This window comes from Pseudomonas sp. S2_F07 (assembly GCF_054668325.1).
The window spans coordinates 5062015-5087696 of sequence record NZ_CP162758.1; the positions used below are offsets into that span (position 1 = coordinate 5062015).

The 25682-nt window shown below is 61.0% G+C and carries 17 protein-coding genes; 7 read left to right on the forward strand and 10 right to left on the reverse strand.

Going from position 1 to position 25682, the window contains the following annotated elements; all coding sequences use genetic code 11:
• Positions 1-24: 24 nt before the first annotated feature.
• Positions 25-1644, reverse strand: a complete 1620-nt coding sequence (locus AB4O40_RS22895; RefSeq protein WP_409078256.1) for an FMN-binding glutamate synthase family protein — start codon at positions 1642-1644, stop codon at positions 25-27.
• A 101-nt stretch (positions 1645-1745) separates the two neighbouring features.
• Positions 1746-2546 carry a helix-turn-helix transcriptional regulator gene (locus AB4O40_RS22900; RefSeq protein ID WP_223542189.1) on the reverse strand — a complete coding sequence of 267 codons (801 nt, stop codon included), beginning with the start codon at positions 2544-2546 and terminating at the stop codon, positions 1746-1748.
• 124 nt (positions 2547-2670) lie between these two features.
• Between AB4O40_RS22900 and AB4O40_RS22905 the strand changes: the two genes are divergently transcribed.
• Entirely contained in the window at positions 2671-3492 is an 822-nt protein-coding gene (locus AB4O40_RS22905; protein ID WP_056721126.1) for a carbon-nitrogen hydrolase family protein, read from the forward strand.
• Positions 3493-3677: 185 nt separating this feature from the next.
• Positions 3678-5003: an APC family permease gene (locus AB4O40_RS22910; protein WP_460057926.1), complete on the forward strand. Its 1326-nt coding sequence runs from the start codon at positions 3678-3680 to the stop codon at positions 5001-5003.
• Between the two features lie 7 nt (positions 5004-5010).
• On the opposite strand, the gene AB4O40_RS22915 is transcribed toward AB4O40_RS22910, so the two are convergent.
• From AB4O40_RS22915 to AB4O40_RS22935, 5 genes are read right to left on the reverse strand one after another with little or no spacing between them, the layout of a single operon-like run.
• Positions 5011-6417, reverse strand: coding sequence for an ATP-binding protein (locus AB4O40_RS22915; protein ID WP_056721122.1), 1407 nt, complete (start codon positions 6415-6417; stop codon positions 5011-5013).
• On the reverse strand, positions 6414-8228 hold the full coding sequence (locus AB4O40_RS22920) for a DAHL domain-containing protein (RefSeq protein ID WP_056721120.1): 1815 nt from the start codon (positions 8226-8228) through the stop codon (positions 6414-6416). Before AB4O40_RS22920 ends, AB4O40_RS22915 begins: the two co-directional genes overlap by 4 nt.
• Positions 8225-9229 carry a cytochrome-c peroxidase gene (locus AB4O40_RS22925; protein WP_460057922.1) on the reverse strand — a complete coding sequence of 335 codons (1005 nt, stop codon included), beginning with the start codon at positions 9227-9229 and terminating at the stop codon, positions 8225-8227. Before AB4O40_RS22925 ends, AB4O40_RS22920 begins: the two co-directional genes overlap by 4 nt.
• Positions 9226-11100, reverse strand: a complete 1875-nt coding sequence (locus AB4O40_RS22930; protein ID WP_056721116.1) for a putative bifunctional diguanylate cyclase/phosphodiesterase — start codon at positions 11098-11100, stop codon at positions 9226-9228. Before AB4O40_RS22930 ends, AB4O40_RS22925 begins: the two co-directional genes overlap by 4 nt.
• Positions 11097-13361, reverse strand: a complete 2265-nt coding sequence (locus tag AB4O40_RS22935; protein ID WP_460057916.1) for a GGDEF/EAL domain-containing response regulator — start codon at positions 13359-13361, stop codon at positions 11097-11099. The genes AB4O40_RS22930 and AB4O40_RS22935 overlap by 4 nt, the downstream gene beginning before the upstream one ends.
• A 255-nt stretch (positions 13362-13616) precedes the next feature.
• Here AB4O40_RS22935 and AB4O40_RS22940 point away from each other — a divergent pair, with 255 nt between their 5' ends.
• Genes AB4O40_RS22940 through AB4O40_RS22955 form a run of 4 tightly spaced genes read left to right on the forward strand, consistent with a single transcriptional unit; the run spans position 13617 to position 16629 of the window.
• Positions 13617-14975: a response regulator c-di-GMP phosphodiesterase, NosR family gene (locus AB4O40_RS22940; protein WP_056721111.1), complete on the forward strand. Its 1359-nt coding sequence runs from the start codon at positions 13617-13619 to the stop codon at positions 14973-14975.
• Between the two features lie 57 nt (positions 14976-15032).
• Positions 15033-15467 (forward strand): NUDIX hydrolase, encoded by a 435-nt coding sequence (locus AB4O40_RS22945; protein ID WP_223542185.1) that lies wholly within the window; start codon positions 15033-15035, stop codon positions 15465-15467.
• A 23-nt stretch (positions 15468-15490) separates the two neighbouring features.
• Complete coding sequence (locus tag AB4O40_RS22950) at positions 15491-16129, forward strand: LysE family translocator (RefSeq protein WP_056721107.1); 639 nt, start codon at positions 15491-15493, stop codon at positions 16127-16129.
• 2 nt (positions 16130-16131) lie between these two features.
• A complete protein-coding gene (locus tag AB4O40_RS22955) occupies positions 16132-16629 on the forward strand; it encodes an N-acetyltransferase family protein (protein WP_460057911.1) in 498 nt (165 codons plus the stop codon).
• Between the two features lie 162 nt (positions 16630-16791).
• Here AB4O40_RS22955 and metR read toward each other — a convergent pair whose 3' ends face one another.
• Together metR and AB4O40_RS22965 are read right to left on the reverse strand one after the other, a co-directional pair.
• A complete protein-coding gene (gene metR / locus AB4O40_RS22960) occupies positions 16792-17709 on the reverse strand; it encodes a transcriptional regulator MetR (protein WP_007985733.1) in 918 nt (305 codons plus the stop codon).
• Positions 17710-17826: 117 nt separating this feature from the next.
• The gene (locus AB4O40_RS22965) at positions 17827-23061 is read right to left on the reverse strand and encodes a dermonecrotic toxin domain-containing protein (protein WP_460057908.1); all 5235 of its coding nucleotides are present in this window, start codon (positions 23059-23061) and stop codon (positions 17827-17829) included.
• A 218-nt stretch (positions 23062-23279) separates the two neighbouring features.
• On the opposite strand from AB4O40_RS22965, the gene AB4O40_RS22970 reads away from it, so the two are divergent.
• Entirely contained in the window at positions 23280-24314 is a 1035-nt protein-coding gene (locus AB4O40_RS22970; RefSeq protein WP_056721101.1) for an alpha/beta fold hydrolase, read from the forward strand.
• 63 nt (positions 24315-24377) lie between these two features.
• Here the strand turns inward: AB4O40_RS22970 and aauR are convergent, their stop codons facing one another.
• On the reverse strand, positions 24378-25658 hold the full coding sequence (gene aauR / locus AB4O40_RS22975; RefSeq protein ID WP_236709755.1) for a two-component response regulator AauR: 1281 nt from the start codon (positions 25656-25658) through the stop codon (positions 24378-24380).
• Positions 25659-25682 lie beyond the last annotated feature (24 nt).

The window sequence follows — 25682 nt, forward strand, 5'->3', positions numbered from 1 at the left end:
GCGATTTTGATCGGGGTGGCGAAGTCATGCCGCCGCTATGTCATTGGGCTCGAAACTGTCGGCCCGGGCCATCTGCCACATCCGCGAGTAGAACTCGCCGTTCACTTCGCCAGTCAGCAATTCCCCCGGTTTGAGGAACACGTGCAACTGCGAGAACAATTTGATCTCGGTCGCCGACATGCGTCGCACCAGATGCTTGGCTGACAGCTGTGACGGGTGTTCGAGGCCGGCGGCGGCGAGCATTTCCGCCAGGGCCTTGAGGGTGTTGCGGTGGAAGTTGAACACGCGCTGGGCCTTGTCCGGAACCACCAGCGCGCGCTGGCGCAGGGTGTCCTGGGTGGCGACGCCGGTCGGGCATTTATTGGTGTGGCAGCTCTGCGACTGAATGCAGCCGATGGCGAACATGAAACCGCGCGCCGAGTTGGCCCAGTCGGCGCCGATGGCCAGCACGCTGGCGATGTCGAAGGCGCTGACGATCTTGCCGCTGGCGCCGAGCTTGATCTTGTCCCGCAGGTTCAGGCCCACCAGGGTGTTGTGCACGAACAGCAGGCCTTCGCGCATCGGCACGCCGATGTGGTCGGTGAACTCCACGGGCGCGGCGCCGGTGCCGCCTTCCTTGCCGTCGACGACGATGAAGTCCGGGAGGATGCCCGTCTCCAGCATGGCCTTGGCGATGCCCATGAACTCCCACGGATGGCCGAGGCAGAACTTGAAGCCCACCGGTTTGCCGCCGGACAATTCACGCAGTTGCGCGATGAAATGCATCATTTCAATCGGCGTGGAAAACGCAGCGTGGCGCGACGGTGACACGCAGTCCTCGCCCATCAGGATGCCGCGGGTTTCAGCGATTTCCCGGGTGACCTTGTGCTTGGGCAGGATGCCGCCGTGGCCGGGCTTGGCGCCCTGGCTCATCTTGATTTCGATCATCCGTACCTGCGGCGTCCGGGCTTGCGCCGCAAAGCGTTCCGGGTCGAAACGGCCGTCGCTGGTGCGGCAGCCGAAGTAACCGCTGCCCAGTTCCCAGGTCAGGTCGCCACCGTTTTCCCGGTGATAGGGGCTGATGCTGCCTTCGCCGGTGTCATGGGCGAAGTTGCCGAGCTTGGCACCCTGGTTCAGCGCGCGGATGGCGTTGGCGCTGAGGGAGCCGAAACTCATGGCCGAGATATTGAACACTGACGCCGAATACGGCTGGGTGCACTGCGGGCCGCCGACGGTGACGCGGAAACTGCTCGGGTCGCTCAAGGGCGCGGGGCGCATGGAGTGGCCGATGAATTCGAAACCCGACTGATACACGTCAATCAGCGTGCCGAAGGGTTTGTCGGCGGTTTCATTCTTGGCCCGGGAATAGACCAGCGAGCGCTGGGCCCGGGAGAAGGGCAGGGCGTCACTGTCGGATTCGAGCAGGTACTGGCGGATCTCCGGGCGGATGCCTTCGACCAGGTAGCGGATATTGCCGAGGATCGGGTAATTGCGGCGCACTGCGTGGGGGCTTTGCAGCAGATCGAACACACCGATCAGGCTGAGGACAGCCGTGACGGCGGTGATCGGCCAGAGCCAGTCATAGTCAAGAAAAGGCAGGCTGGCGAGGGTGAATATCACGCAGGCGGCAAAGAAGGCGTAGCGGCTCAGGAGTGACAGGCTCATACGGTTTCCTTGGGTTCGGACTCGAGTTTAAAGATCGCAGCCTTCGGCAGCTCCTACAGGGAATGCGATCCATGTAGGAGCCGCCGAAGGCTGCGATCTTTTCAGGCATTTTGTGCCTGGAGAAAAATCGAAAACAGCTCGGACTGGGATTTGATCCCCAGCTTGCTGTACATGTGTTTCTTGTGGACTTTCACGGTTTCGACAGAGATTTCCAGCTTACGGGCGATTTCTTTACTGGAGCAACCGCTGAGCATCAAACGCCCGACATCCAGCTCCCGGGCCGTCAACTGCGCGCCTTTGAGCTGCTGCACCGAGGCTTCCAGCTGTACCCGCCAGTCGGCGTGTGGCGGTGCGGGGGCCAGGGCCACGGCTTCGTTGATGTCGTAGGGTAGACGCTGGCGCAACAGGCCGAGCACCCACGGCTGGATCAGCGACAACAAGGCGATCTGCTGGCCGCTGAAGCGCTGCTTGCTACCCAGTGACAGGCACAGCGTGCGGTCGCCTTCGAGCTGGCAATTGAACTGGATTTCATCGGCCACCACATTCAGGCGAAAGTAGCGCTGGTAATACTCGGTCAGCTCGAAGTGCTCCGGGGCTACTTCCGACAGACGATAAAGCCCGGTGCGCGACTGCTCGCGGCAGGCGATGTAGAAGGGGTCGAGCAGGTACAGGCCGCGCAGGTAGTCCTGGAACAACTGGTCGGGGCTGCCGTTTTCACCGGGGCATTCGGCGAACACTTGCGGGCGCTGATCGGCACTGAAAAGCAGCGCCACCCAGCTGTCGAAGGGTACGTACTGGTCCAGCAGGCGTACAAGCCGGGTCCAGAAATTGGGCTTGTCCAGGGCGTCGATCAGTTGCCCCACCGAGCGGTGCCAGGCGATGTCGTCCAACGAGAGTGTCATGCATCTACCCCTATCGTGTTACCCCAGCGGCGTGATTCCCCGCCCGGTTGCTTGGTGCGCATACTGGCGCACAGACACCGACCGGGCAATCTTTCTGCCGCCCGGCCCATGACAAGGAATACCCATGAAGGTCGAACTCGCCCAATTGGCAGGCCGTGACAACGACACGGCCTACAACCTCGAACGCACTCTGGCGGCGATGGCTGCGTGTGCAGCCGATACGCAACTGATCCTGTTCCCCGAAGGCCACTTGATGGGCTTCCCTTCGGCCGAGTCCGTGGCCGAGGTGGCCGAACCACTGGACGGCCCGTCCGTCAGCGCGGTAATCGCCGCCGCCCGCCAGCGCAATATCGGCGTGGCCATCGGCATGGCCGAGAACGACAACGGCCGCTTCTACAACACCACGCTGTTGATCACCCCTGAAGGCATCGCGCTGAAGTACCGCAAGACTCACTTGTGGGCCTCGGATCGCGGCGTCTACGAGGCGGGCGATCGCTACGCCACCTGCCTGTGGAACGGCGTGCGCGTGGGCCTGCTGATTTGCTACGACATCGAATTCCCCGAAAGCGCCCGTGCCCTGGCGCAACTGGGGGCCGAACTGTTGATCGTCACCAACGGCAACATGGACCCCTACGGCCCGACCCACCGCACCGCGATCATGGCCCGCGCCCAGGAAAACCAGGCGTTTGCGCTGATGGTCAACCGGGTGGAAGAGGGTGACGGTGGTTTGCTGTTTGCCGGCGGCAGCGCATTGGTCGATCCAATGGGCACCTTGTTGTTCGAAGCCGGACGCGAGGAAGGGCAGTTTGCGGTCGAGCTGGACCTGAACCAGCTGACGGCGGCACGCCAGGATTACCGTTATCTGGATGATCAGCGGCTGAGGTTGCCGGGGGAGGTGGTTGAGCAGGCGGGTGGGCTGCGGGAGCTGCTGATTCCTTCGAACTGAACATCAAAAGATCGCAGCCTTCGGCAGCTCCTACAGGTAAATGCGTTCGGCGTAGGAGCTGCCGAAGGCTGCGATCTTTTCAGGCTTTCAACTGGATTCAACGCCAAAGAACAACAACGCAACACCCGTAATTTGCGCCGAACTCGGCTCTGCCATAAATCCAATAAAATCCGGAGTAGTCGCTCATGGCTCGTTTGCAACGCACCCTGTCACTAGGGTCGGTGGTGCTGTTTGGCATCGCCTACATGACGCCGATCATTGTGCTCGGCACCTTTGGCATCCTCGCCCAATCCACCGCCGGCATGGTGCCGGCCGCGTACCTCGCGGCGCTGGTGGCGATGTTCTTTACCGCCATGAGCTACGGGCGCATGGCCTCGGCGTTCCCGGTGGCCGGCTCGGCCTACAGCTACGTGCGCAAGGCCATCAGCCCGAAGCTCGGGTTCATCGCCGGTTGGGCGGTGCTGCTCGATTACCTGTTCCTGCCCATGGCGATCTGGCTGATCGGCGCGGCTTACCTCAACTCCGCATTCCCGGCGGTGCCGCAGTGGATCTGGGTACTGGCGTTCATCGGCATCACCAGCGCGATCAACATCGTCGGCCTGAAACTGGCCAACGGCATCAATGCCTTGCTAATGCTGGTGCAGTTTCTGGTACTGATCGCCTTCGTCGCACTGTGCGTGCATTACGTCGGCGGTGATGCAAGCACGCCGTTGTGGTCGATCAAACCGTTCTTCAATGGCGACATGCAGATGCCGCTGATCATGAGCGGCGCGGCCATCGCCTGTTACTCGTTCCTGGGCTTCGACGCGGTCAGCACCCTGACCGAGGAAACCCGTGATCCACGCCGCACCATTCCCCGGGCGATCATGCTGATCACCCTGATCGGCGGGCTGATTTTCGTCGGTGTGTCGTACTTCGTGCAGGTCGCCCATCCGTCGTTCCAGTTCGACAGCGTCGACTCGGCGGCCTATGAAATTGCCCGCAACATCGGTGGCGACCTGTTCGTCTCGATCTTCCTGATCGGCCTGATCGTCGGCCAGTTCGCCTCGGGCCTGTCGGCCCAGGCCAGCGGTTCGCGGCTGCTGTACGCCATGGGCCGCGACGGCGTGTTGCCGAAGTCGTTTTTCGGCACCTTGCACGAACGCTTCGGCACGCCGATCAACAGCATCCTGCTGTGCGCGGTGGTGGCGTTGCTGGCACTGAAACTGGACGTCACCACCTCGACCTCGTTCATCAACTTCGGCGCGTTCCTGGCGTTCAGCCTGGTGAACCTGTCGGTGATCTTCCATTACTGGATCGGTGGCGAAAACAAAGGTCTGCGCGAGTTCGTGTTGTTCCTGCTGTTCCCGTTCATCGGCCTGGCAGCGGATTTGTGGCTGATGGTCAGCCTCGATCACCTGGCGATTTACCTGGGCTTGAGCTGGCTGGCAATCGGCGTGGTGTACCTGGCGGTGCTGACCGGCGGGTTCCGTCGGCAGCCGCCGGAGATGGACTTCCAGGAAGCGCTCTGAGGCGCCGTCAGGCGGCCGGTCGGGTCTGGCGTAGCGGTAGTTGTACGCGAAACGTCGTCCCGCTCCCCAGCTCGCTGCTCACCGAAATATCGCCACCGTGTTTTTTCACAATGCCATAGGACAGGGACAGGCCGAGCCCTGTCCCTTGGCCCACCGGTTTAGTAGTGAAAAACGGATCGAAGATTTTTTGCAGGGTGTCGGGCGCGATGCCTGATCCTGTATCGGCGATTTCGATCCATGCCGTCTCGCCCTGCGTCCCGGTGCGAAGGGTGATGGTGCCGCGTTCGGGGCCCATGGCCTGCGCGGCGTTGACCACGAGGTTCATGATGACCTGGTTGATTTGCGACGGCAGGCACTCGATTTCCGGCAGCACCTGATAGTCTTTGACTACATCCGCCTTGTACTTGAGTTCGCTGGCGACGATGTTCAGTGTCGACTCGATGCCCTGTTGCAGATTGGCCCATTGCCATTCCTGATTGTTGTCGATCCGGGAGAAGTCTTTCAGGTCCCTGACGATCTGCCCGACCCGGCTGATTCCCTCCTTCGACTCTTTGATCAGCAGCGGCACATCCTCGCGCAGATACTCAAGTTCGATCTGCTCGCGCATGTGCTCAAGTTGCAACGCTGTCTGGCTGCCCGCCAGGACCTGTTCAGCGCTGTGATAGGCGTCGAGCATGGTCAGCAATTGCTGAAAGTAACCGTCAAGAGTGCCAAGGTTGGAGGAGATGAACCCGATCGGATTGTTGATCTCATGCGCGACACCGGCCGCCAGTTGGCCCAGCGAAGCGAGCTTTTCCGATTGCACCAACTGGCCTTCCAGTTGCTTGCGCTCGTCGATTTCCCGCTGCAAAGCCTCGCTGGCCTGCTTGAGCTGGGCGGTGCGCTGATCCACCAGGTGTTCCAGGTGATGCATCTGCAGCGAGGCCCGTTCGGTCATTTCCCATTTGGTCAGCAAGGTGTTGGCCATCTGCTTGACTTCGATATTGTCGAACGGTTTCTTCAGGATCAGCAGCCGGTCATGGGCATTCAGACGATTGAGCAGATCGTCCCAGGAATAATCGGAGTAGGCGGTACAGACCACCACCTGTAATTGCGGATCCTGCTGCCACAGGTGTTCGATGGTCTTTGCCCCGTCCCAGCCGTCGGGCATACGCATGTCGACAAACGCCAGCGCGTAGGGGCGTTGTTCCTGCAGCGCGAGGTTGAGTTTGCCCAGGCCTTCTTCGCCACCATAGGCCGAATCCAGTTCGAAAATCGGGCGCTCGGGTTGGGTCTGTTCGCCAAACAATGCGGCCTCCATCTCGTCGAGTTCTGCCGAGTGAGCCTGGGGCGGGGCGAGGATCTTGCGAAAATCGTCGTGGATCGACGGCATGTCGTCGATTAACAGAATGCGGCGGTTCGAGAGCTCACTCATGCGTTCTCCGTTACGGTGATCAGCGGTATCTGCAAGGTAAACAACGCGCCAAGGCCGGGGCCGTCGCTATGGGCGGTGAGGTGGCCATTCATCTCGATGGCCGCCAGCGCGCAGCTGTGCAGGCCGAAACCATGACCTTCCTTGCGGGTGGTGAAACCGTGGGCAAAGATCCGCGTCATGTTTTCCGGGGCGATACCTTCGCCATCATCCCTGACGCTGATTTCCAGGAAAGTGTCGTCGACGATTCGCACACCGAGGGTCATTTCCCTTGAGCGGTTGTTGAGGTCGGACATTGCGTACTTGGCATTGCTGATCAGGTTGATCAGGATCAGCAGCAAGCGGTGCTTGTCCCCCATCACCTGAGGCACCTCGCTGTATTCCTTGATCACCGTGACGTGATGCCGGGCCAGCGCACCGGTATTCATGCGCAGTGCGTCTTCGAGCAGTTCGCTGATGTACAGCGGTTCGGTGATGCTGTTGGCCCCGGCATAGGATTGCTGGGTGGCAACGATGTCCTTGATATGGTCGACGCTCTTGCTCATCTGACCCAGTTCGTCGGCCATCTCCTGCTGTTCCTGGGCGATGGCGCCGACCAGTTGATTGAGATAACCGGGCAGTAGCTTGCCCTTTTCGTCCTCGGTCAGGAAATGGCCAAGATCCTCCGGATGGCCGTTGATCAGTTGCATTGCCTTGCCCAGTCCGAGGGTCTTGCTGCTGCGAAGCTTTCGCGCAATCAGGTCGGCAGAGATGTTCACGCTATTGAGCACGTTGCCGACGTTGTGCAGCACGTTGGTCGCGATTTCGGCCATACCGGCCTGGCGCGCGGCGCCGAGCAGTTCGCTCTGGGCATTCCTGAGCTCGCGGGTACGTTCCTCGACCCGCTGTTCGAGCACGTCGTTGGCGGTTTGCAGAGCATTGTTGACCCGGTTGATCTCGGCGAAGCTGCGGATCAGCCGAAATGCCAGCCACATCAGCAGCAATACCAGCAGGCCGGAAAACACCAGCAGGTAGAAATGGTATTTCTTGTCGATTTTCTCGGACCGTTGCTGATCCAGGTTGAGCATGTTGGTGATGTCGTCCAGACGATCCGCCACGGGAACCGCTTCGATGTCTTCGAGCAAAGCGTTGACAAGCGGCTGCTCGCGCAGGATCAGGGCGACGTGATTGCTGAGGATCCTGATCGGGGTATGAAACTCCCCAGGCAAGCGTTGCGCGTTCACCGCCAGTTTGCTCAGCCCCACCTGAATGTCGGCGGCTTTGTCGACGGAGGTGACCTGGGCGAACTCCAGGGCACTGAGCAACAGGTCATAGGTATCGGTGGCGATGTTTTGCACTTGCAGCTTGTCGAGGTCAGGCAGGTCGGCCAGTTGCGCCTGGATGTCGTCCTCGGCGGTGGGCAGGAAGGCCAGCGAGTTGCGCAGCAAGGCGTTGTGCGACTTGAACTGCTCCACCAGTCGGGTCTTTTCCTGCATCGCCTGCAGAAAAGCCTCGTGGGCATCGCTCCATTGCTTTGAGTCGTTGCGCCCATGACCTGACTCCATGGTATCGAACTGCTCCCATAGCCGGTTCATCTCGTTCATTGGCGAAACCAGAGGGTCGTAGTTATGCGAAATCGCCACCCGGGACTTGAGGACCTCGTTTTCCCACTGGGCGTCCTGCTGTTTCATCAGGCGGATCAGATCCCGGGATTCCGAGTAGGTCACGGTCTGTTCCGAGTTGGATTTGAAGTACAGAAAAACCAGGGTCGAGGCCAGGAGCACGGCGACGAGCGCGAGTAACAGCAGGCTGAAGCGGCGTGAAAGCTTTATCATGACTTGCCCTTCCATTCGCCGGTCAGGGTCTTGAGAAACTTCACAATCAGCGCTTTGTCTTCAGCGCTCGGCATGCGCCCCAACTGGTACTGGAACATGACGTCCACGGCTCTTTCGAGGGTGGGCGCCGAGCCGTCGTGAAAGTAGGGGGCGGTCAGCGCGACATTGCGCAGGCTCGGGACCTTGAACACCGAGCGGTCCGCTTCGTCACCGGTAATGTTGAACCGTCCCTGGTCAGCGACGGTCGGGTTGCCGCGATCGGCGATGTAATCACCGAACACCCCGAACTTCTGGAACATGTTGCCACCGATGTTCACGCCCTGATGACAGGCTATGCAGCCGTAGTCCTTGAAGCGCTGATAGCCGTATTTCTCGTCGAGGGTCAGGATGCTTGTATTGCCCAGCAGGTATTGATCGAAACGGGATCCGGGCGTCAGCAGGGTGCGCTCGTAGGCGGCCAGTGCGCTCTGTATATTGGCCTTGGTCACTGCCTTCGGGTACGCCGCGCTGAAGCCTGCGCGGTAGTCTGCATCCTCGTTGATCCGTTGGATGATGGTGTTCCAGTCGCTGCCCATTTCGTGGGGACTGGTAATGACGACGTTGCTTTGCGCCTCGAGCGTTTCGACGCGGCCGTCCCAGAATTGGCGAAAGTTGAGGCTGGCGTTGAATACCGTCGGCGTGTTGATCGATACCGGTTGTCCATCGAAGCCGAGGGAAAGCGCGCGGGTGTCGGCTCCGCTCTTGTCCAGTTGATGACAACTGGCGCAGGACAGGGTGTTGTTGACCGACAGGCGCGGATCACTGAAGAGCTTGCGACCGAGTTCGACCTGAGCGGGGTTCTGTTTCGGTATCTCGGGCAACGGTTTGAGCGGTTCGTCCAGCGGCGCGGCACCGGCGATAGCACTGAGCCCGTAAAGCAGGATCGCAAGGGAGTGGGGGACAAGGGAGATGGGCCATCGTCTCGCGAATTTACCGCCGGACTGTCGTGTCTGCCTGTTCATGAGTCGTCTCGCTGTTCTGCCCAGCCAACGGCCAGCAGCCGCGCAAAAGAGTCTGCCGGCAGGGCCTTGCTGAAGTAGTAACCTTGGCCTTCCTCACATTGATGGGCCTTGAGAAACGCCAGTTGTTCCTCGGTCTCGACGCCTTCGGCGATGACATTCAGATCGAGGCTCCTGCCCAGGCTGATGATCGCGCTGACCAGGGCGGCATCGTTGGTGTCATTGCTCAAGCCACGAATGAACGACTGATCGATTTTCAGCACATCGATGGGGAACCGGCGCAGATAGCTCAAGCTGGAATAACCGGTGCCGAAGTCATCGATCGCCAGGCGCACCCCCAGCGTTTTCAGCCGGTTCAGCGCGGTCATGGTCGTTTCAACGTTCTGCATCAGTACCCCTTCGGTTATTTCCAGTTCCAGCAGGCAGGGGGGCATTTCCGTTTGTTGGAGTATCTGTTCGATACCTTCGACGAAATCACGTTGGCGAAAGTCGATGGCCGATGTGTTGACTGACATGCGGATCGCCGGCAGGCCGGCTGCTTGCCAGCGTTGTGCCTGACGACAGGCTTCGGCCAGAACCCACTTGCTCAGTGGCACGATCAGGCCGCTGTCTTCGGCCACGGGGATGAACTCGGACGGATAGACCAGGCCATGCCCGGGTTTTTGCCAACGCACCAGCGCCTCCGCACCGACTACCCGTCCGCTGCTCAGTTCGATTTTCGGTTGGTAGTGCAGGACGAATTCGTGTCTTTGCAGGGCCTGACGAATGCCCGATTCGATGCTCTGCTGCTCCCTGGCACGCTGGTTCATGGCTTCGATGAAGAAACCGATGTCGTTCGGACCGCTCTCCTTGACATGGCGCATGGCGGACTCGGCTTTTTTGATCAGGTCAATGGCCTCGAACCCGTCATCGGGGTAAACGCTGATACCCAGGCTGGCGGTGATGCTGATCTCTTGGCCGGCGATCGACTGTGGGCTGCGCACGGCACTCAGCAGTTTTTCGGCGATGCCGCGGGTCTGCTGGGGGTGGTTGATGTCGCTGAGGATCACCACGAATTCGTCGGCGCCATAGCGAAAGACCGAGTCGGACTCTCGCACGTACTTGAGCAGTTGTTGCCCGACCCGGTTGAGCATTTCGTCCCCGGCCGGGTGGCCCAGCGCGTTGTTGATGCGCTTGAACCGATCCAGTCCGAGAAACATCACCACCAGGTGCTTGTCATGGCGTCGGGCAGCGGCCAGCGACTGGCTCAGGCGATCACCCAGCAAAGTGCTGTTGGGCAGCCCAGTGAGGGCGTCGTACTGCAGCAGGTGCGACACCTTGAGCAGTTCGTGTACCCGTGCCTCGATGGTCTGCTCAAGGCTCAACAACTTCAGCGCCGCGTCCTGTGCCAGTTGCCATTTCCAGGTCAGGGCATTGGCCATCTGGCGGATTTCCAGGGTATCGAAAGGTTTTTTCAGAATCAGCAACTGGTCACCGAGCTCCAGTCGTTCGGCCATGGCTTCCCAGCTGTAGTCGGTATAGGCGGTGCACAAGGCAATTTGCAGGTTCGGGTCGGCATTCCACAGGTGTTCAATGGTTTCAAGACCGTCCCAGCCAGGCGGCATACGCATGTCGATAAACGCCAGGGCATAGGGGTGGCCATCGGCCAGTGCGCGTTCGACCAACGCCAGGGCTTCCTTGCCCTGGTAGGCGGAGTCGAGCTGGAAGTTGAGGCGCGAAGATTGCCGAGTCCCGAACAGTGAGTGTTCGAGACTGTTCAGATCCGCTTCGCCGTCGGTGTTCGGGGTGAGGATTTTGCGAAAATCGGCATGGATCGCCGGTGTATCGTCGATGATGAGAATACGTCGGTTGGTCTGGGAGAAAAGTGTTTTCATTCCTCATCCTCCCTGGAGGATGGGGGCGCCATGTTCCCGTCCTTGAGCAACCGGGCCGCTTGTTCCGCGCTTACGGCCTCGCTGAAGTACAGGCCTTGTGCGCTTGGCAGCGGGGCGGTTGACGCTGGCGTGCGGGGCCGATCCGATGGCTGGACGCCTTCGGTAATGATGCCGATTCCCAGGTCCCGGGCGAAGTTGACGATTGCCCGCAGGCTGTTGGCGCCAGCCGCATCCTGAGTCGCGCCGTCGATAAAGGATTGGTTGAGCTTCAGGTGATTGACCCGGTAGGTTTTCAGGTAATCGAATGATGAATATTCGGTGCCGAAATCATCGATGGCGATTTTTACCCCCAGCTCACGCAGTCGTGGCAGCACATCGTTTTGGGTCCACTTGGTTTGTGCCAGAGTCGCTTCGGTCACGTCGAAACGCAGGTCCCAGGGGGCGAGTTCCCAGCGCGCAGTGGTGCGCAGCACGTCGTAAATGAGCTCCGGACCACTCTTTAGCTGCGCCAGGGACAGTTTGATCGCCATCACGGGGGGCGCCATTCCCTCGTTACGCCACAGGCTCATCTGCCGGCAGGCCTGATCCAGCACCCAGCGCCCGAGAGGGATGATGGCACCGGTCTTTTCCGCCGCGGGCACGAAGGCCGGCGCCAGCAGTTCGCCGCGCCGGGGATGACACCAGCGCACTTGCGCTGCCATGCCCAGGATCCTGCCGCTGTGCATATCCACTTCCGGAACGTAATGCAGCGCCAGTTCATCGCGCTCGATGGCCGTCATCAAGTCATTGGCGATGGCCATGCGCTCGGCCACTTCTTGGGTGATCTCCTGCGAGTGGAAGTGATATTGGTTGCGGCCCATTTCCTTGGAGCGGTACAGCGCCATGTCCGCCTGGCTCAGCAGGCTGTCGGCGTCGAGGCAGGCGACGCCGTAGCTACTGATGCCTATGCTGACTGAAATATGCAGGGCATTGCCGGCGAGGTTGTACGGCGTCAGCAGCGCATCGCGGATATTGGCCGCCATGGCGGCGGACTGGGTCGGGTCGCTGACGTCCAGTTGCAGGATCGCGAACTCGTCCCCGCCCAGGCGTGCCACCACATCGTTTTCCCGCACGCCGAATTTGATGCGCCGGGCCACTTCCTGCAACAGCAGATCACCCACCGGGTGGCCGAGGGTGTCGTTGATCCGCTTGAAGTGATCAAGGTCCAGATAAAATACCGCGAATGCCTCTGCGCCTCGACGTGCGGCAGCAAAGGCCTGATGCAAGCGTTCGATCAGGGTGGCGCGGTTGGCCAGGCCGGTGAGCCCGTCCGTGCGGGCGAGCAGGGCCATTTTTTCTTCGGCCTGCCGGCGTTCGGTAATGTCGAGAATGATCCCCTCGACTTCCAGCAGGCGACCGTCATGGTCGCGTACGGGAATGTAGCGGTTCTCTACCCAGCGCCATGCTCCCTGGCCGGTGCGCAGGCGAAATTCAATCGAGGCGCCCAGCGCATGACGGTCCAGCACCCGGGCCATGGCCGCATCGACACTGGCCTGGTCTTCCGGGTGGATCAACTGCTGGGCCCAGTTGGCCGAGCCCACCAGATCGGCGGCGACGTGTCCGTAGCGGGTGATGTTATGGGAAATGTACATCAGCGGAAACGACGGTTCGCCACGCAACCGGTAAAGGATGGTCGGGCTGTTCTGCACGATGATATTGGCGTCGGACAGTTCCCGGGTGCGTTCCTGGACCGCTTGTTCCAGCAGGTTCATCTTGAGCGCGGCGTCTTCGGTCATCTGCCATTTGACCGTGAGGGCGCTGGCCATCTGGCGTATTTCAATTGCATCGAAGGGCTTCTTCAGAATCAGCAGGCGGTCGTTCAGCGCCAGCCGTCGGTCAATGTCCTCCCAGGAGTAGTCGGAGTAGGCAGTGCACAGCGCCACCTGCAGTTTGGGATCGACCTGCCACAACCGTTCGATGGTCTCCAGGCCATCCCAGCCTGGTGGCATTCGCATGTCGATGAAAGCCATGGCGTAGGGGCGATCGTTCGCCAGGGCGGCTTCGAGTTTGTCCAGGGCTTCGCGGCCCTGGAACGCCGAGTCCAGTTCAAAGTGTTGGGCCGGTGTGGTGGACAGGGTGCCGAACAGGAGGTTTTCGGTTTGCCCAAGACTGTCATCCTCGACAGCGGCCGGGCTGAGTATCTTGGCGAAATCGGCATGAATCGACGCGGTATCGTCGACGATGAGCACACGACGATTGATGCGCGTCTGCCAGGTGTTCATGGGGCGGTACCGGCAGGAGTACGCGCGTTCATTTTCGGGAGCATCCTTTTCCCTCGTCACATGGCTGCCAGCAGGCCGGTTGTACAGTCCATTGCGTTGAGCATAGTCGCCATTGGCCATTTTGCCCGCAGAACTCAAAACAATAATTAGCGCGAGCGATACGGAAAATCATCTAGCCTGTCATTCAAGCGTAGGCGGGAAAGACGGTAGGCCCGCGCTGCCTGTCACACTAAATGACTCGCTTGAGACCATGCCATGGAAGAGCAATCCGTACCGATGTTGAACAGTCGCCCCAAAGTGTTGCTGGTCGATGATGAGGAGCCGATCCTCAACAGTCTGCGTCGCCTGTTGCGCGGCCAGCCCTACGAGGTGTTGCTGGCCACCAGCGGTGCCCAGGCGTTGGAAATCATGGCGTTGCAGCCAGTGGATCTGGTGATGAGCGATGCACGCATGCCCAATATGGACGGCGCCACGTTGCTGGCCCATGTCCGTCAGCGCTATCCGGCGACCATGCGGATCATGCTCACCGGCTATGCAGACCCCTCGGCGATCATCAAAGCCATCAATGAGGGGCAGATCCACCACTACATCAGCAAACCCTGGAATGACGACGAAATGCTCCTGACCCTGCGCCAGGCCCTGGACCACCAGCATTCGGAGCGTGAGCGCCAGCGCCTGGAACAATTGACCCGGGTGCAGAACGACCAGCTCAAGTTGCTCAACAGCACACTGGAAAAACATGTCGCCGCCCGCACCGCCGAATTGCAGCAGACCGCCGACATGCTCGACCTGGCTTACGAGGAGCTCAAGCACAGCTATGTCACCGGCACCGAGGTGTTCTCGCTGTTGGCCAATCTGCGCCTGCCATCGGCCAAGCAGACCAACCGGCAGATCATCGAACTGGTGCGCGGGTACTGCACGGAACATGGGCTGGATGAAGCTGCCAGCCGCGACCTGGCCATGGCGGCCGCTCTGTACAACATCGGCAAGCTGAGCTGGTCCGACAGCATGATGGTCACCCCTTCGGATCTGCTGAGGCACACTGACCGCGACCGCTATCGTGGCTATCCGAAGCAGAGCGAATCGCTACTGATGACCCTGGACCCGATGAAGGACGCGGCGCGGTTGATCCTGCACCATCAGGAACGCTGGGACGGCAGTGGTTTCCCCGACCGGCTCAAGGGCAAAGCCATTCCGTTCGGATCGCGATTGCTGAAGCTGGCGGTCGACTTCGTCGAGTTGCAGCGAGGATTGATTCTCGAACGACAGATGAACAGCGACGAAGCGCTGCTCTACCTGCGCCAGTACGCCGGACGGCTTTACGATCCTGACCTGCTCGAAGATTTCATCAAGGTATGCACCACATTCCTGAGCGATATCACCCTGGCCGATCCGCAGGTCAAGGTCCTGACCACCCGGGAACTGACGGCCGGGATGATGCTGGCGCGCAATCTCAACGCCGATAACGGCATGCTCCTGCTCAATGCCGGCAAGGTGTTGAACGGGCCGCTGGTGGAAAAACTGATCGCCTTCGAAGCCATGGAAGGCGGCAAGTACAGGATTTTCGTGAAGGTCCCGCAGGATACGCCGGAGCTGGTTCAGGCCAAGGCATGACGGCGGACGGTCGGACATGGGATCCTAGTGATTTCCACCAGGGTCCATGGCTGACACATGACATCTGTATCCGCTGTTTTACCGCGTATTATCCATATCGCCGCCGCCCTGCTGATCGGCCCTGATGGCCGCACACTGCTGGTGCGCAAGCGTGGCACCACGGCGTTCATGCAGCCGGGTGGCAAGATCGAGCCCCATGAGTTGCCGGTCCACGCCCTGGCCCGGGAACTTGAAGAAGAGTTGACTCTGGACATCGACCCGGCGCAGGCCGTTTACCTCGGTCACTTCTCGGCACCGGCCGCCAACGAGCCGGGTTTTGTTGTACACGCCGAGCTTTTTCAGCTGAACATTGATTCGGATGTCACCCCGCAGGCAGAGATCGAAGAAGTGATCTGGATCGACCCGGCCACCGAAGGCGATGTCAGCCTGGCGCCATTGACACGGGACCTGATCCTGCCGTTTTATCGTGCATCGCTGACTGCGATCGCCTGATCATCACGCAAAGGACTTCGCCCATGATCCCGCTTCAAGACCTGCTGATTTTTGCTGCCGCCGCGTTGCTGATGGTACTGACGCCGGGGCCGAATATGATCTACCTGATCTCCCGTTCAATCTGCCAGGGGCGCAAGGCCGGGGTGATTTCGTTGCTTGGGGTGGTTGCGGGATTCTTCGTGCATCTGTTTGCCGCCGCCGCCGGTTTGACCGCGGTGTTCCTGGCCGTGCCGATGGCCTATGAAGTGTTGAAGTGGGCCGGTGCGTTGTACCTGTTGTGGCTGGCCTGGCAGGCGATCAAGCCCGGTGCGCGCTCGCCGTTCGAGGCGCAGCAGTTGCCCCCGGATTCGTCGCGCAAGCTGATCACCATGGGCTTTCTGACCAGTGCCCTGAACCCGAAAATCGCAGTGTTCTATCTGTCGGTGTTTCCGCAGTTCATCACGCCGGAGCACGGCTCGGTGTTCAGCCAGAGCATCATCCTCGGCCTGACCCAGATCAGCGTGAGTTTCTGCGTCAACCTGCTGATCGCCATGTTTGCCGCGGGCATCGCCTCGTGGTTTGTCAGCAATCCGACCTGGCTGGCGATGCAGCGCTATTTCATGGGCTTCGTATTGTCGGCGCTGGCGCTGCGGTTGATGCTTGAGCAAAAACGGATGGCTTGAGCATGTGGATCGAACGACTGGATGCCAGCCATGCCCTGGACTACCGGGCGCTGATGCTCGAAGCCTACGACCTGCACCCGCAGGCCTTTACCTCGAGCGTGCGTGAGCGAGCGACGATGCCGCTGGGCTGGTGGGAGTCGCGCCTGACCGGCAAGCTGGACCTGGTGCTAGGGGCGTTCGAAGAAGGCCGGTTGGCCGGCATCGTCGGCCTTGCGTTCGAGCCTCGGGAAAAGGCCCGGCACAAGGTGACGCTGTTTGGCATGTATGTGACCGCCAAGGTTCGCCAGCGCGGCCTCGGCCATCAGCTGGTTCAGGCGGCATTGGCCGAGGCGCAGAACCATGAGGGTTTGCGCCTGGTCCAGTTGACCGTCACCGCCGGCAACGATGTCGCGCTCAACCTCTACCAGCGCTGCGGCTTCATCCAGTTCGGCCTGGAACCGATGGCGGTGCGGGTGGGGGAAGATTACTTCGACAAGATCCACATGTGGCGCGAGCTCTGAAGTCACCGCTGATCCCCTGTGGGAGCGGGCTTGCTCCGGGCGGCGTTCCGACGAAAGCGGTGGGGCAGGCAACATCAATCTTGAATGTTATGCCGCCTTCGTCGGAACGCCGCCCGGACCAAGTCCGCTCCCACATTTGTACAGTTTTCCTTCATTAAGAAATCAGCGAACCGCACTAACCCCATCCAGCGTCGAAAACGACGTGTCCTTGGCCGTCAGCAGGAAGTCACGCATGTACGGCGCATCGAGCATGTCGGCGCGGATTGCCGCATACAGCGTGGCGAACAGTCCTTTCTCGCCCAGCCGCTTGGCTTTCACATAGCCTCGCGAGCTGTATTCATGCAGCGCCCAATGGGGCATGCCGCACACGCCGCGCCCGCTGGCCACCAGTTGCATCATCATCACCGTCAGTTCCGAGGTACGGACCTGGGCCGGTTCGATGTCGGCGGGTTCGAGGAAACGGGTGAAGATGTCCAGCCGGTCCCGTTCCACCGGGTAGGTGATCAAGGTTTCCGGGAGCAAGTCTTCGGGGACGATATAGGCCTTGCTGGCCAGGCGGTGCTGGTTGGCCACCGCGAGCATCGCTTCATAAGTGAACAGCGGTACATAGGTGATCCCGGCCAGGTCCACCGGATCGGAGGTCACCACCAGGTCCAGGTCGCCACGGGCCAGGGCCGGCAGCGGGGCGAAGGAAAACCCCGAGGCCAGGTCCAGCTCGACTTCCGGCCAGGCGTCACGGAACTGGTCGATGGTCGGCATCAGCCACTGGAAGCAACTGTGGCATTCAATGGCCATGTGCAGGCGTCCGGCGGTGCCCCCGGCCAGGCGACTGATGTCGCGTTCGGCGGCGCGCAGCAGCGGGAGGGTGGCGTCGGCCAGTTGCAGCAGGCGCAAACCGGCGCTGGTGAAGCGCACCGGTTTGGTCTTGCGCACGAACAGTGGCATGCCCATGCGTTCCTCCAGTTCCTTGAACTGGTGGGAAAGGGCTGACTGGGTCAGGTGCAGGCGATCGGCCGCATCCACCAGGCTGTCGGCTTCGCGCAAGGCGTGCAGGGTCTTGAGGTGACGGATTTCAAGCACCGGGGGCTCCATGAGGAAAACTTGTCGATAAATCGAAAAGGTTGAGTTTGTCTCATGTTGGTGCCGCTGTCGACCACAAGCACGGCGGAGCACATTGCGTGCCCCGCCGTTGCTGCTTTACAGCGTGGAAAAGTGTTTGTTGCCCAGCGGTTTGCCGATGTCGCCGCGCCAGATCGCCTCGACCGTACCGCCACTGGCGGCCATGTCCTTCTGCCATTGCAGACCCAGGTTGCGTTGTTCCGGCCGTTTCAGATGGCCTTTGACGAAGTCGCTGAATTGCGGCTTGGCCGAGGTGTAGTGGAAGTGTGCGTACCACAGGGTTTGCGCCGGTTCGTGGCGCAAGTCACGCACCTCGTACTCCTGGAGGAAATCCCGTCGTCCGTCCGGGCGTTTGCCCAGGTCGCGCAAACCGCCTTCCTTGCGGATGTCCACCATCTGTTGTTCAACCAAATAGTCCAGATAACCTTCGGTCGGGGTTTTGCTGTTCATGCTTTGCTCGATGCGCAGGGTGCGCCCCGTGCTCAGCATTTCATCCGCCCGCGTGCGCAACTGTTGCGCCACGGTCTCGGTGGGGGACAACCGTTCGATGGCCTGGGCGCGCAGGGTCAACTCCGCCGCTTCGCTGCTCATCATGTGCTCAAGGTCGACCGGCAGCGTGTTTTGCTGCGCGTAGCCTTTGACTTTGTCGGTATAGGCGTCCGTGCTTCCCAGCCTTTTTCTGGCTTCGCTCAGCAGTGGCCTGACGTCGGTCGGCAGTGCCGGCTGGGTGGATTTCGGTGGTTCGCTCAGGTGATATTTGCCGCTGGAGCGCGGGAGCCAGGTTTCCGTGTGGCCACCAACCCCTTGAATGGTGAAGCGTTTTTGCCGGGAGGCCGCGTCGGTGCTGGCGATACCGATCAACAACTGGTTGTCTTCGGTCTCGAACAGTTGCTGCCCGGGCCGTCCTTCCCTGGGCACCACCGAAGGGCGGGTCCTGATGGCATGGCGCGCGAATTCCTCGACCTTGTCCAGATTGTCCAGAAACGCGGTGACTTGCTCCTGGTCCAGGTGCTGCGAATAACCAATGGTCCAGGCGCCCAGTTGGCGACGGAACTCGGTATAGGTCGCCAGGCAGTCTTCGAGGACTTTGTTGCGCTGGCTGACGGTGGCGCTCACCTGTGGCAGGTGATGCTGTGTCAGTAATGCGCGGCCGACCTTGTTGCGGGCTGTTTTCAACTGCGTGTGGAAGTATATCCAGGACAGGTCGGTCACCGCGTCATAACGGGTGATGATTTCCAGGGTGTGTGCCGTTTTCAGATAGTAGTGATTGGCGTCGCTGAGTTTTTCATTCACGGTCGCCATGTCCGCCACCATCTTCGACTTTTGCGTCCTGTTAGTGATCCGGCGGTTCCAGCGGTTGGCTTCCTCGACCGTCGTACGGAGCTGATCGAAATCTTTGAGAAAGTCTTTGCGGACCAGTTTGCGCTGCGCCATGAGCTGCAAGTGCGCAGCGGTATCAGTGGCTGGTGTGGTGTCTGATCGTGTGACCAATTGATCGATACGGTTGAGGTGCTCCACCAGCCGCTCCTTGACCAGGCCGATTCGTCGCACCGAACGGTCGACGATGATCCAGGCGCAGCGGCTTTGAATGTCTTCGATCTGCACGCGTTTGCGGCCATGGCTGTACAACATCAGCTCATCGAGATTCAGGTATTGGGCCTGGGCAAGGTCGATATCGTTCGCACAGGCGATGTCGGCTCTGGCGCGCGAGGCCGGGCGCTGATCGGGTTCGAGGGCGAAGTAGTGCTCCAGCGTGGCGTTGCTGCTTCGGGTCTGGGTGTCCAGCCGCCGGGTGTAGGCGTCGGCGGTATTGGTCAGGGTCAGTTGTCGACGCAGGGCCCGATCCGTCCACCAGCGCGGCAGCCAGCGGCGTATGGCGACCGGCCAGAGTGGGTCCAGTCCATCGGCCATGTGCCCAAGCACCGCGCCTCCCCCCACGCCGCCGCCTTCGATCACCGTGCCGAATACTGCGTAGTGGGTGTTCCAGTGGCCGGACTCATCCAGGGCGATTGGCTGTTTGTAGGTCCGGCTGCTGGTGCCGCTCAAACGCCAGCGGGGTGGATTGCCTTCCAGTTCGATGCGATAGATTCGCCCCTGGCTGAGCATGACGTCGCCGTCGGCGTGGTGATACACGTTGCGATAGATGCCTTCGGTGCCCGGTTGCAGGCCGGCGAGTGAAATCATCTGTTCGTATTCATAGCCCTTGAAGCGTTCCAGGGTTCGTTGTGCCTGGCGCTGCGTCGAACCGCGCAGTGCGCCGACGCTCTTGCTCACGGCGCGCAACTGGCGCTGGCGGGTGATGGCAAGCGCTGCCGAAGGTGCCGCACTGGCGCCGGGCAGCAGATCCATGGCCGCGTCGATTAATGACAACAGCACTGCTTCGACCTCGGCCAGCCCGTGGCCGACATCTCCGCGCAAGAACGCCGCCACTGCCAGGTTGGCGCTGCTCCAGGCGTCGTACAAGGCAATCGCCGTGCCGACGAAGGGCACCACGCCCAGCGCCATTTTCAGGTAGTTGAACATCGCGCCGGATTGCAGCGCAACCTGTTCCAGGTACAACGCATCGTTGGAACGAGACGTCGCCCGATGGGCTTCCAGCAAGCGGCCCATGTGCACATTCAACAGATGTGCTGCCAGGGATGTACTGGCTGGCCAGGGCGTACCGACGCCGATCAGGGTGTCGAAGTTTCTCAACCGGGCCTGGTTGATCCGGCTGACGTGGTGGGTGACATCGCCCTTCAAGGCCTGGCCGGCCAGGTAGTTGACCATTGAGCTGCGCAGGCAGTCGTTGAACAGGCGCATCCGAGCGTCTTCAAGACTGTCGAATTGACGCAGAAAAACACCGTCTGGACTGTCGGGCAGATAAAGCAGGGTCAGGCCGCTGATCTGCTCCACGATAAACGTGACGCCGGACAAGGTGCTCGGTCCCTGGCCATGGGTGTCCTTACCGCCCACCGTCAGGTGTGCCGGCAGCAGCTGGATGCGTTTGCCATTGGCGCTGAAAGCGTCACGGTTGTTGGCATCGATGGCAATGTCCAGGACCTGCTGGCCATCGGTATTGATGTCTTTGGCGAGCACGGCGAACTCGCCTTGCAGGCGCAGCATCAGGCGCCAGGGTTCGCTCAGGCATTCGTGGCGGTATTCATTGCTGAAGGTCGGTGCGTGCGAGGTGCCGAGGAAGGTTTCACGGATCAGCGTTTCATACTGTCCGGCCAGGTCCAGTTCGGTGGCCATCTTTCGCAGCCAGGCCTGGGTGATGCCGGTTTTCAGCTTCTGTCGATCTGTCGGATCGCCGCCGCTGGTCTCGACTTGCATGAACGACAGTCGCCACGACATCGCCTGATCAATGTTGCTTTGCGCAAGGTCTCCGAGGGACAGCTTGCTGCGTTGCTCGCTGGCGACCAGCACGTTTTCCTGGGGGGTTCCCGGTGCCGCACCCTCGATGACGACTTTGCGCCAGGTGGTGGCGTCAGGCACGTCCAGTAGCACGTCAACGTTCCGGCTCAGGCCGAACGCCTGGCGCAGGTGGGCATCAATGGCTTTTTTGCTGAAGGCGTCGCGGGGCGGCAACTCGCGCTCCAGCCATTCATGGGAGCGCTTCATGGCCTCGATGTAGGACTTGAACAGCGTCTTGATCCGCTCACGTTGCACGGTGGGCAGGGCGTCGTGCCACGCCGGCAAACGTGCGGCCAGTGCACTGCTGTGAACTTGCTCGACAATATGCTGGTGCGCCAGCTCTCGGGCTGCGTGGACAGGAACCGTCAGGCAGGCGAGGGTCTGTTCGCGCAGCTTTTCCAGTTCTGTTTCGCGTTGACTGGCGCGAGACGGATCCCGGTTGGCGGAAAGCAGCCGTGCCACTTGTTGTACGCAGCCATGAAGCTGGTTCTGCAAGGCGTATTCGAACGGGTTTGCAGCCAGCGGCAAGAGATGCAGCGCTTGACTGTTGTCGTTGGCCGCCAGTTTGAACAGCGTCTGTTCCAGCGCCTGTCGAGAGGTGAACCGTTGCAGGCCACCGAAACGTCCCGGCCAGTAGAGCAACAGGCTTTCGGTCGAGGACGGCAGCAAGGCCGATGGCTGGGCAAACAGCAATACACCGTCCAGTTCCTGGGTTTGTGTACGGGGGGTATCACCTTCGGTATCCATCATCGACAACACCAGACGCGCCACCACCACTCCGGCCGGGCGTGGTTGATCCGGTGCATCCAGTACACAGATCAACCACTGATGTTCCTCGTGGCTGATCTGGTTCAGGCTCAATTGCAGCTCGGCTTCGGCGCGCAGGCCGTCCAGGCGCGCCTGGTAAAGGGCGGCGTAGTGCGGGCGGTTTTTGTGGCGCAGTTCCAGCATTTGCTGCGCACTGTCGGTGTGCAGCAGCGCGGTTGCGGCGCGGGTGCTGGCCTGCTCGGCCGTCGTGAGCTCGTCCATTTGCCGTTGCAGACGTTGCAGGCGCGGGTCAGTGTGGTTGCCCTGAAAGTTATCGCCCAACAAGGCATCCAGTGCCGTGCGCTGTTGCGCCAGTGCATGGAGACGGATGCCCAGTGGAATATCGGGGCTCAACTGGCCGAACAGGACATCGTCGTCGTTGGTATCCGCGTCCGGCAGGTTGGCGGGCGGGGCCAGGATCAATTCGTTACGCAGTCGATCGCCAGGGGTGACAGGCAATCGTGCCCACAAGGATTGAGCACTGGTCTGCAGTACGCTGCGCTCAAGCACTGTGTAATAGACCCTGAGGGTACCTGTCGGTAGCCGGGGGTGGTCGAACATCTGCGGCTGATGTTCGATCAGCCAGCTTTCCATATCGACTCGGCTTTCAAAGGTCATCCAGGCCGATGGCCGGGAAGGCAAGTACAGCAATTGAGCGACCGGCTGGGCTGTGTCCCGGGTGATGACCAACGCGCCGGATAGTTCGATTGACAGGCCTTTGTCATCCTTGAACTGCATTTGCTCGACGTAATGCCGTGCAGTGGCAGGCGTTGCTGTCTGCACGGGCGGATCGATGAACGCCTGCAATGTCTGGAACTGTTCGACATCCAGGATGCCCCGGGCAAACGCCCATTGGCTCGACGCTTCGAAATGCTGACGATACAAGCGGTTGGCCTGAGCCCGGCGTGACTGATCCGTACCGCGCGCACGGGCATTCCACCAAGTGCTGGCGAGCGGCGACTGCGGATTTTGCGCCATAAGCGCCCGCCACTGTTCACAGCATTCATTCCAGCGCTCCGAGGCGCTCAGGGTCAGGCCTTGGTCCGGGTTCGCGGGCAAAGGAACAACAAGGCCGAAATCGGCCGCTAGGGGGGTGGTTTCGTCAACCATGACGATGAATCTCCAGAAGGCCGGGCCGTGCCGGCGGTGCGGGCATTAGGAGACAGTCGTCAAAAGGGCGGGTGGTACATAGTTATTGCGAGGCTGAATCTGACGCCTGATGACCGCTCGGCACTCTTCATCAAACTGTCATGGAACTGTGGCAGCGCGCTTGAACAAACTTCATCAGACTCGCGCTCTACTGGGGTTCTGCGTTTTGGTGTTTTTCCATGGGTGCTTCATTCCTTTCACGAATCGTTTTGTTGGCCGCGCTGTTGTTCGGCCTGCCGTCCATGGCGGCTTCGCGTTGTGACGTCAATGTTCCGACCGAACGGGTGGATCTGGCCCAGGTAAGCCTGGCGTACCAGAGCATCGGCCGTGCGTCCGATCCGGCATTGCTGCTGGTGATGGGCCTGGGCGGGCAATTGATTCACTGGCCGGACGAAGTGGTGGTCGCCCTGTGCCAGCAGGGGTTCCGGGTGATCCGCTATGACAATCGCGACGTAGGCCTGTCAACCTGGCGGCAAGCACCGGCCGAAGCCAACCTGACTTTCGAAGTTTTGCGCTACAAACTCGGATTGCCGGTGTCGTCGCCTTATTCGCTGACCGACATGGCCGAGGATGGCCTGGGCTTGATGGACGCCTTGCACATCGACCAATTCCACGTGCTGGGCGCCAGCATGGGCGGAATGATCGCCCAGCGCATGGCGGCCATGGCACCGCAACGGGTCGAGAGCCTGACCCTGATCATGACCACCTCCGGTGCCGAAGGCTTGCCGGCGCCGAGTGCGGCGCTGGTGCAGTTGTTGGCCCGGCGCGGCGCACCGAACCGCGAAGTGGCCCTGGAGCAACAGGCCGACTTGCTGGCGGCACTGGGCAGCCCGATGGTCACCGACGATCGCCAGGCGCTGCTGCATCAGGCGGCACAGTCCTATGACCGGGCGTTCAATCCCGAGGGTGTGAAACGCCAGATCATGGCCATTCTCGCCGAGCCGAGCCGGGTGGCGCTGCTCAATCAATTGCGGGTACCGGCGCTGGTGGTGCACGGCACGGCCGATCCGCTGCTGCCGGTGATGCACGGGGTGCATCTGGCGGCGCATCTGCGTGGCAGTCAATTGATCCTGATTCCGGGTCTGGCCCATCGCTTCCAGGAGGCATTCAAGGCGCCGTTGCTGGGGGCGGTGTTGCCGTATTTGCGCGAGCACCGTGAAGACACCTCGCACTGGGCGCAGATCGAGCCTGTGGCCGATCGCAACCTCCTCTAACCCCTGATCACCTGTAGGAGCCTCCGGCAGCTCCTACAGAGGTTGTGGGCGATCAGGTTTTGCTCAATGGCTCAGGCCGTACTTTTTCACTTTGTCGAACAGCGTGGTCTTGGCCATGCCCAGTTCCTGGCTGGCCTGGGTCAGGTTGCCGCCGCTGCGTTGCAAGGCGTCGCTGAGCAGGTTGCGCTCGAACGCCTCCACCGCTTCGGCAAAGGCCAGGCCCTGGTTGCCGGCGCCGGCACCGGTTTTCTTGAACGCCGGCAGGCCCAGGGCAAAGCGCTCGGCAACGTTGCGCAGTTCACGCACATTACCCGGCCAGTCGTGGCTCATGAGGTTCGAAACGGTCTGGTTGTCCAGTTCCGGTACCGTGCGGTCGAAGCGCAGGGACGACTGCTGCAGGAAGTGTTCGAACAGTTGCAGGATGTCTTCGCGGCGTTCGCGCAGCGGCGGCAGTTCCAGGGTCACCACGTTGAGGCGGTAATACAGGTCGCTGCGGAACTCGCCGGCCTTGCTCGACTCGACGAGGTCGGATTTGGTCGCTGCGATGACGCGGCAATCCACCGCTACGCTCTGGTTCGAACCGAGGCGTTCGAGGGTGCGTTCCTGCAACACCCGTAGCAGTTTGATCTGCAAGGGCAGGGGCATGCTTTCCACTTCGTCGAGGAACAGCGTGCCGCCGTCGGCGTGCTCGATCTTGCCGATCCGACGTTTGCCCGCGCCGGTAAAAGCGTTGGCTTCGTGGCCGAATATTTCGCTTTCGAACAGGTTCTCCGGCAGGCCACCGCAGTTCAAGGCGACAAACTGCTTGGTGTGCCGCCGACTGAAATCGTGCAGGCAACGGGCAACCAATTCCTTGCCGGTGCCGGTCTCGCCTTCGATCAGCACGTTGGCCGAGGTATCGGCAACGTTGGCGATCAGTTCCCGCAGGTTCTGCATGGCCGGCGAGCGACCGATGATCCGCCCTTCGAGGGAATCGCGTTCGGCCAGTTGCCGACGCAACGACGACACTTCCCGCGCCAGGCTGCGTTGCTCCAGGGCGCGGCGGGCCACATCCACCAGGCGCTCCGGGGAGAACGGCTTTTCCATGAAGTCGTAGGCGCCTTTCTGCATCGCGTCGACGGCCATGGAGATATCGCCGTGCCCGGTGATCAGCACCACCGGCAGGCTACGGTCCCGGGCCTTGAGACGGGTCAGCAATTCCAGGCCATCGATGCCCGGCAGGCGAATGTCGCTGACGACGATGCCGGCGAAGTTGTCGCCGACCCGCTCCAGGGCTTCTTCGGCGCTGCCCACGCCAATGCAGGGAATGTCCTCCAGGGTCAGCGCCTGTTGGCAGCCGAGCAGTACATGGGGGTCGTCTTCGACGAT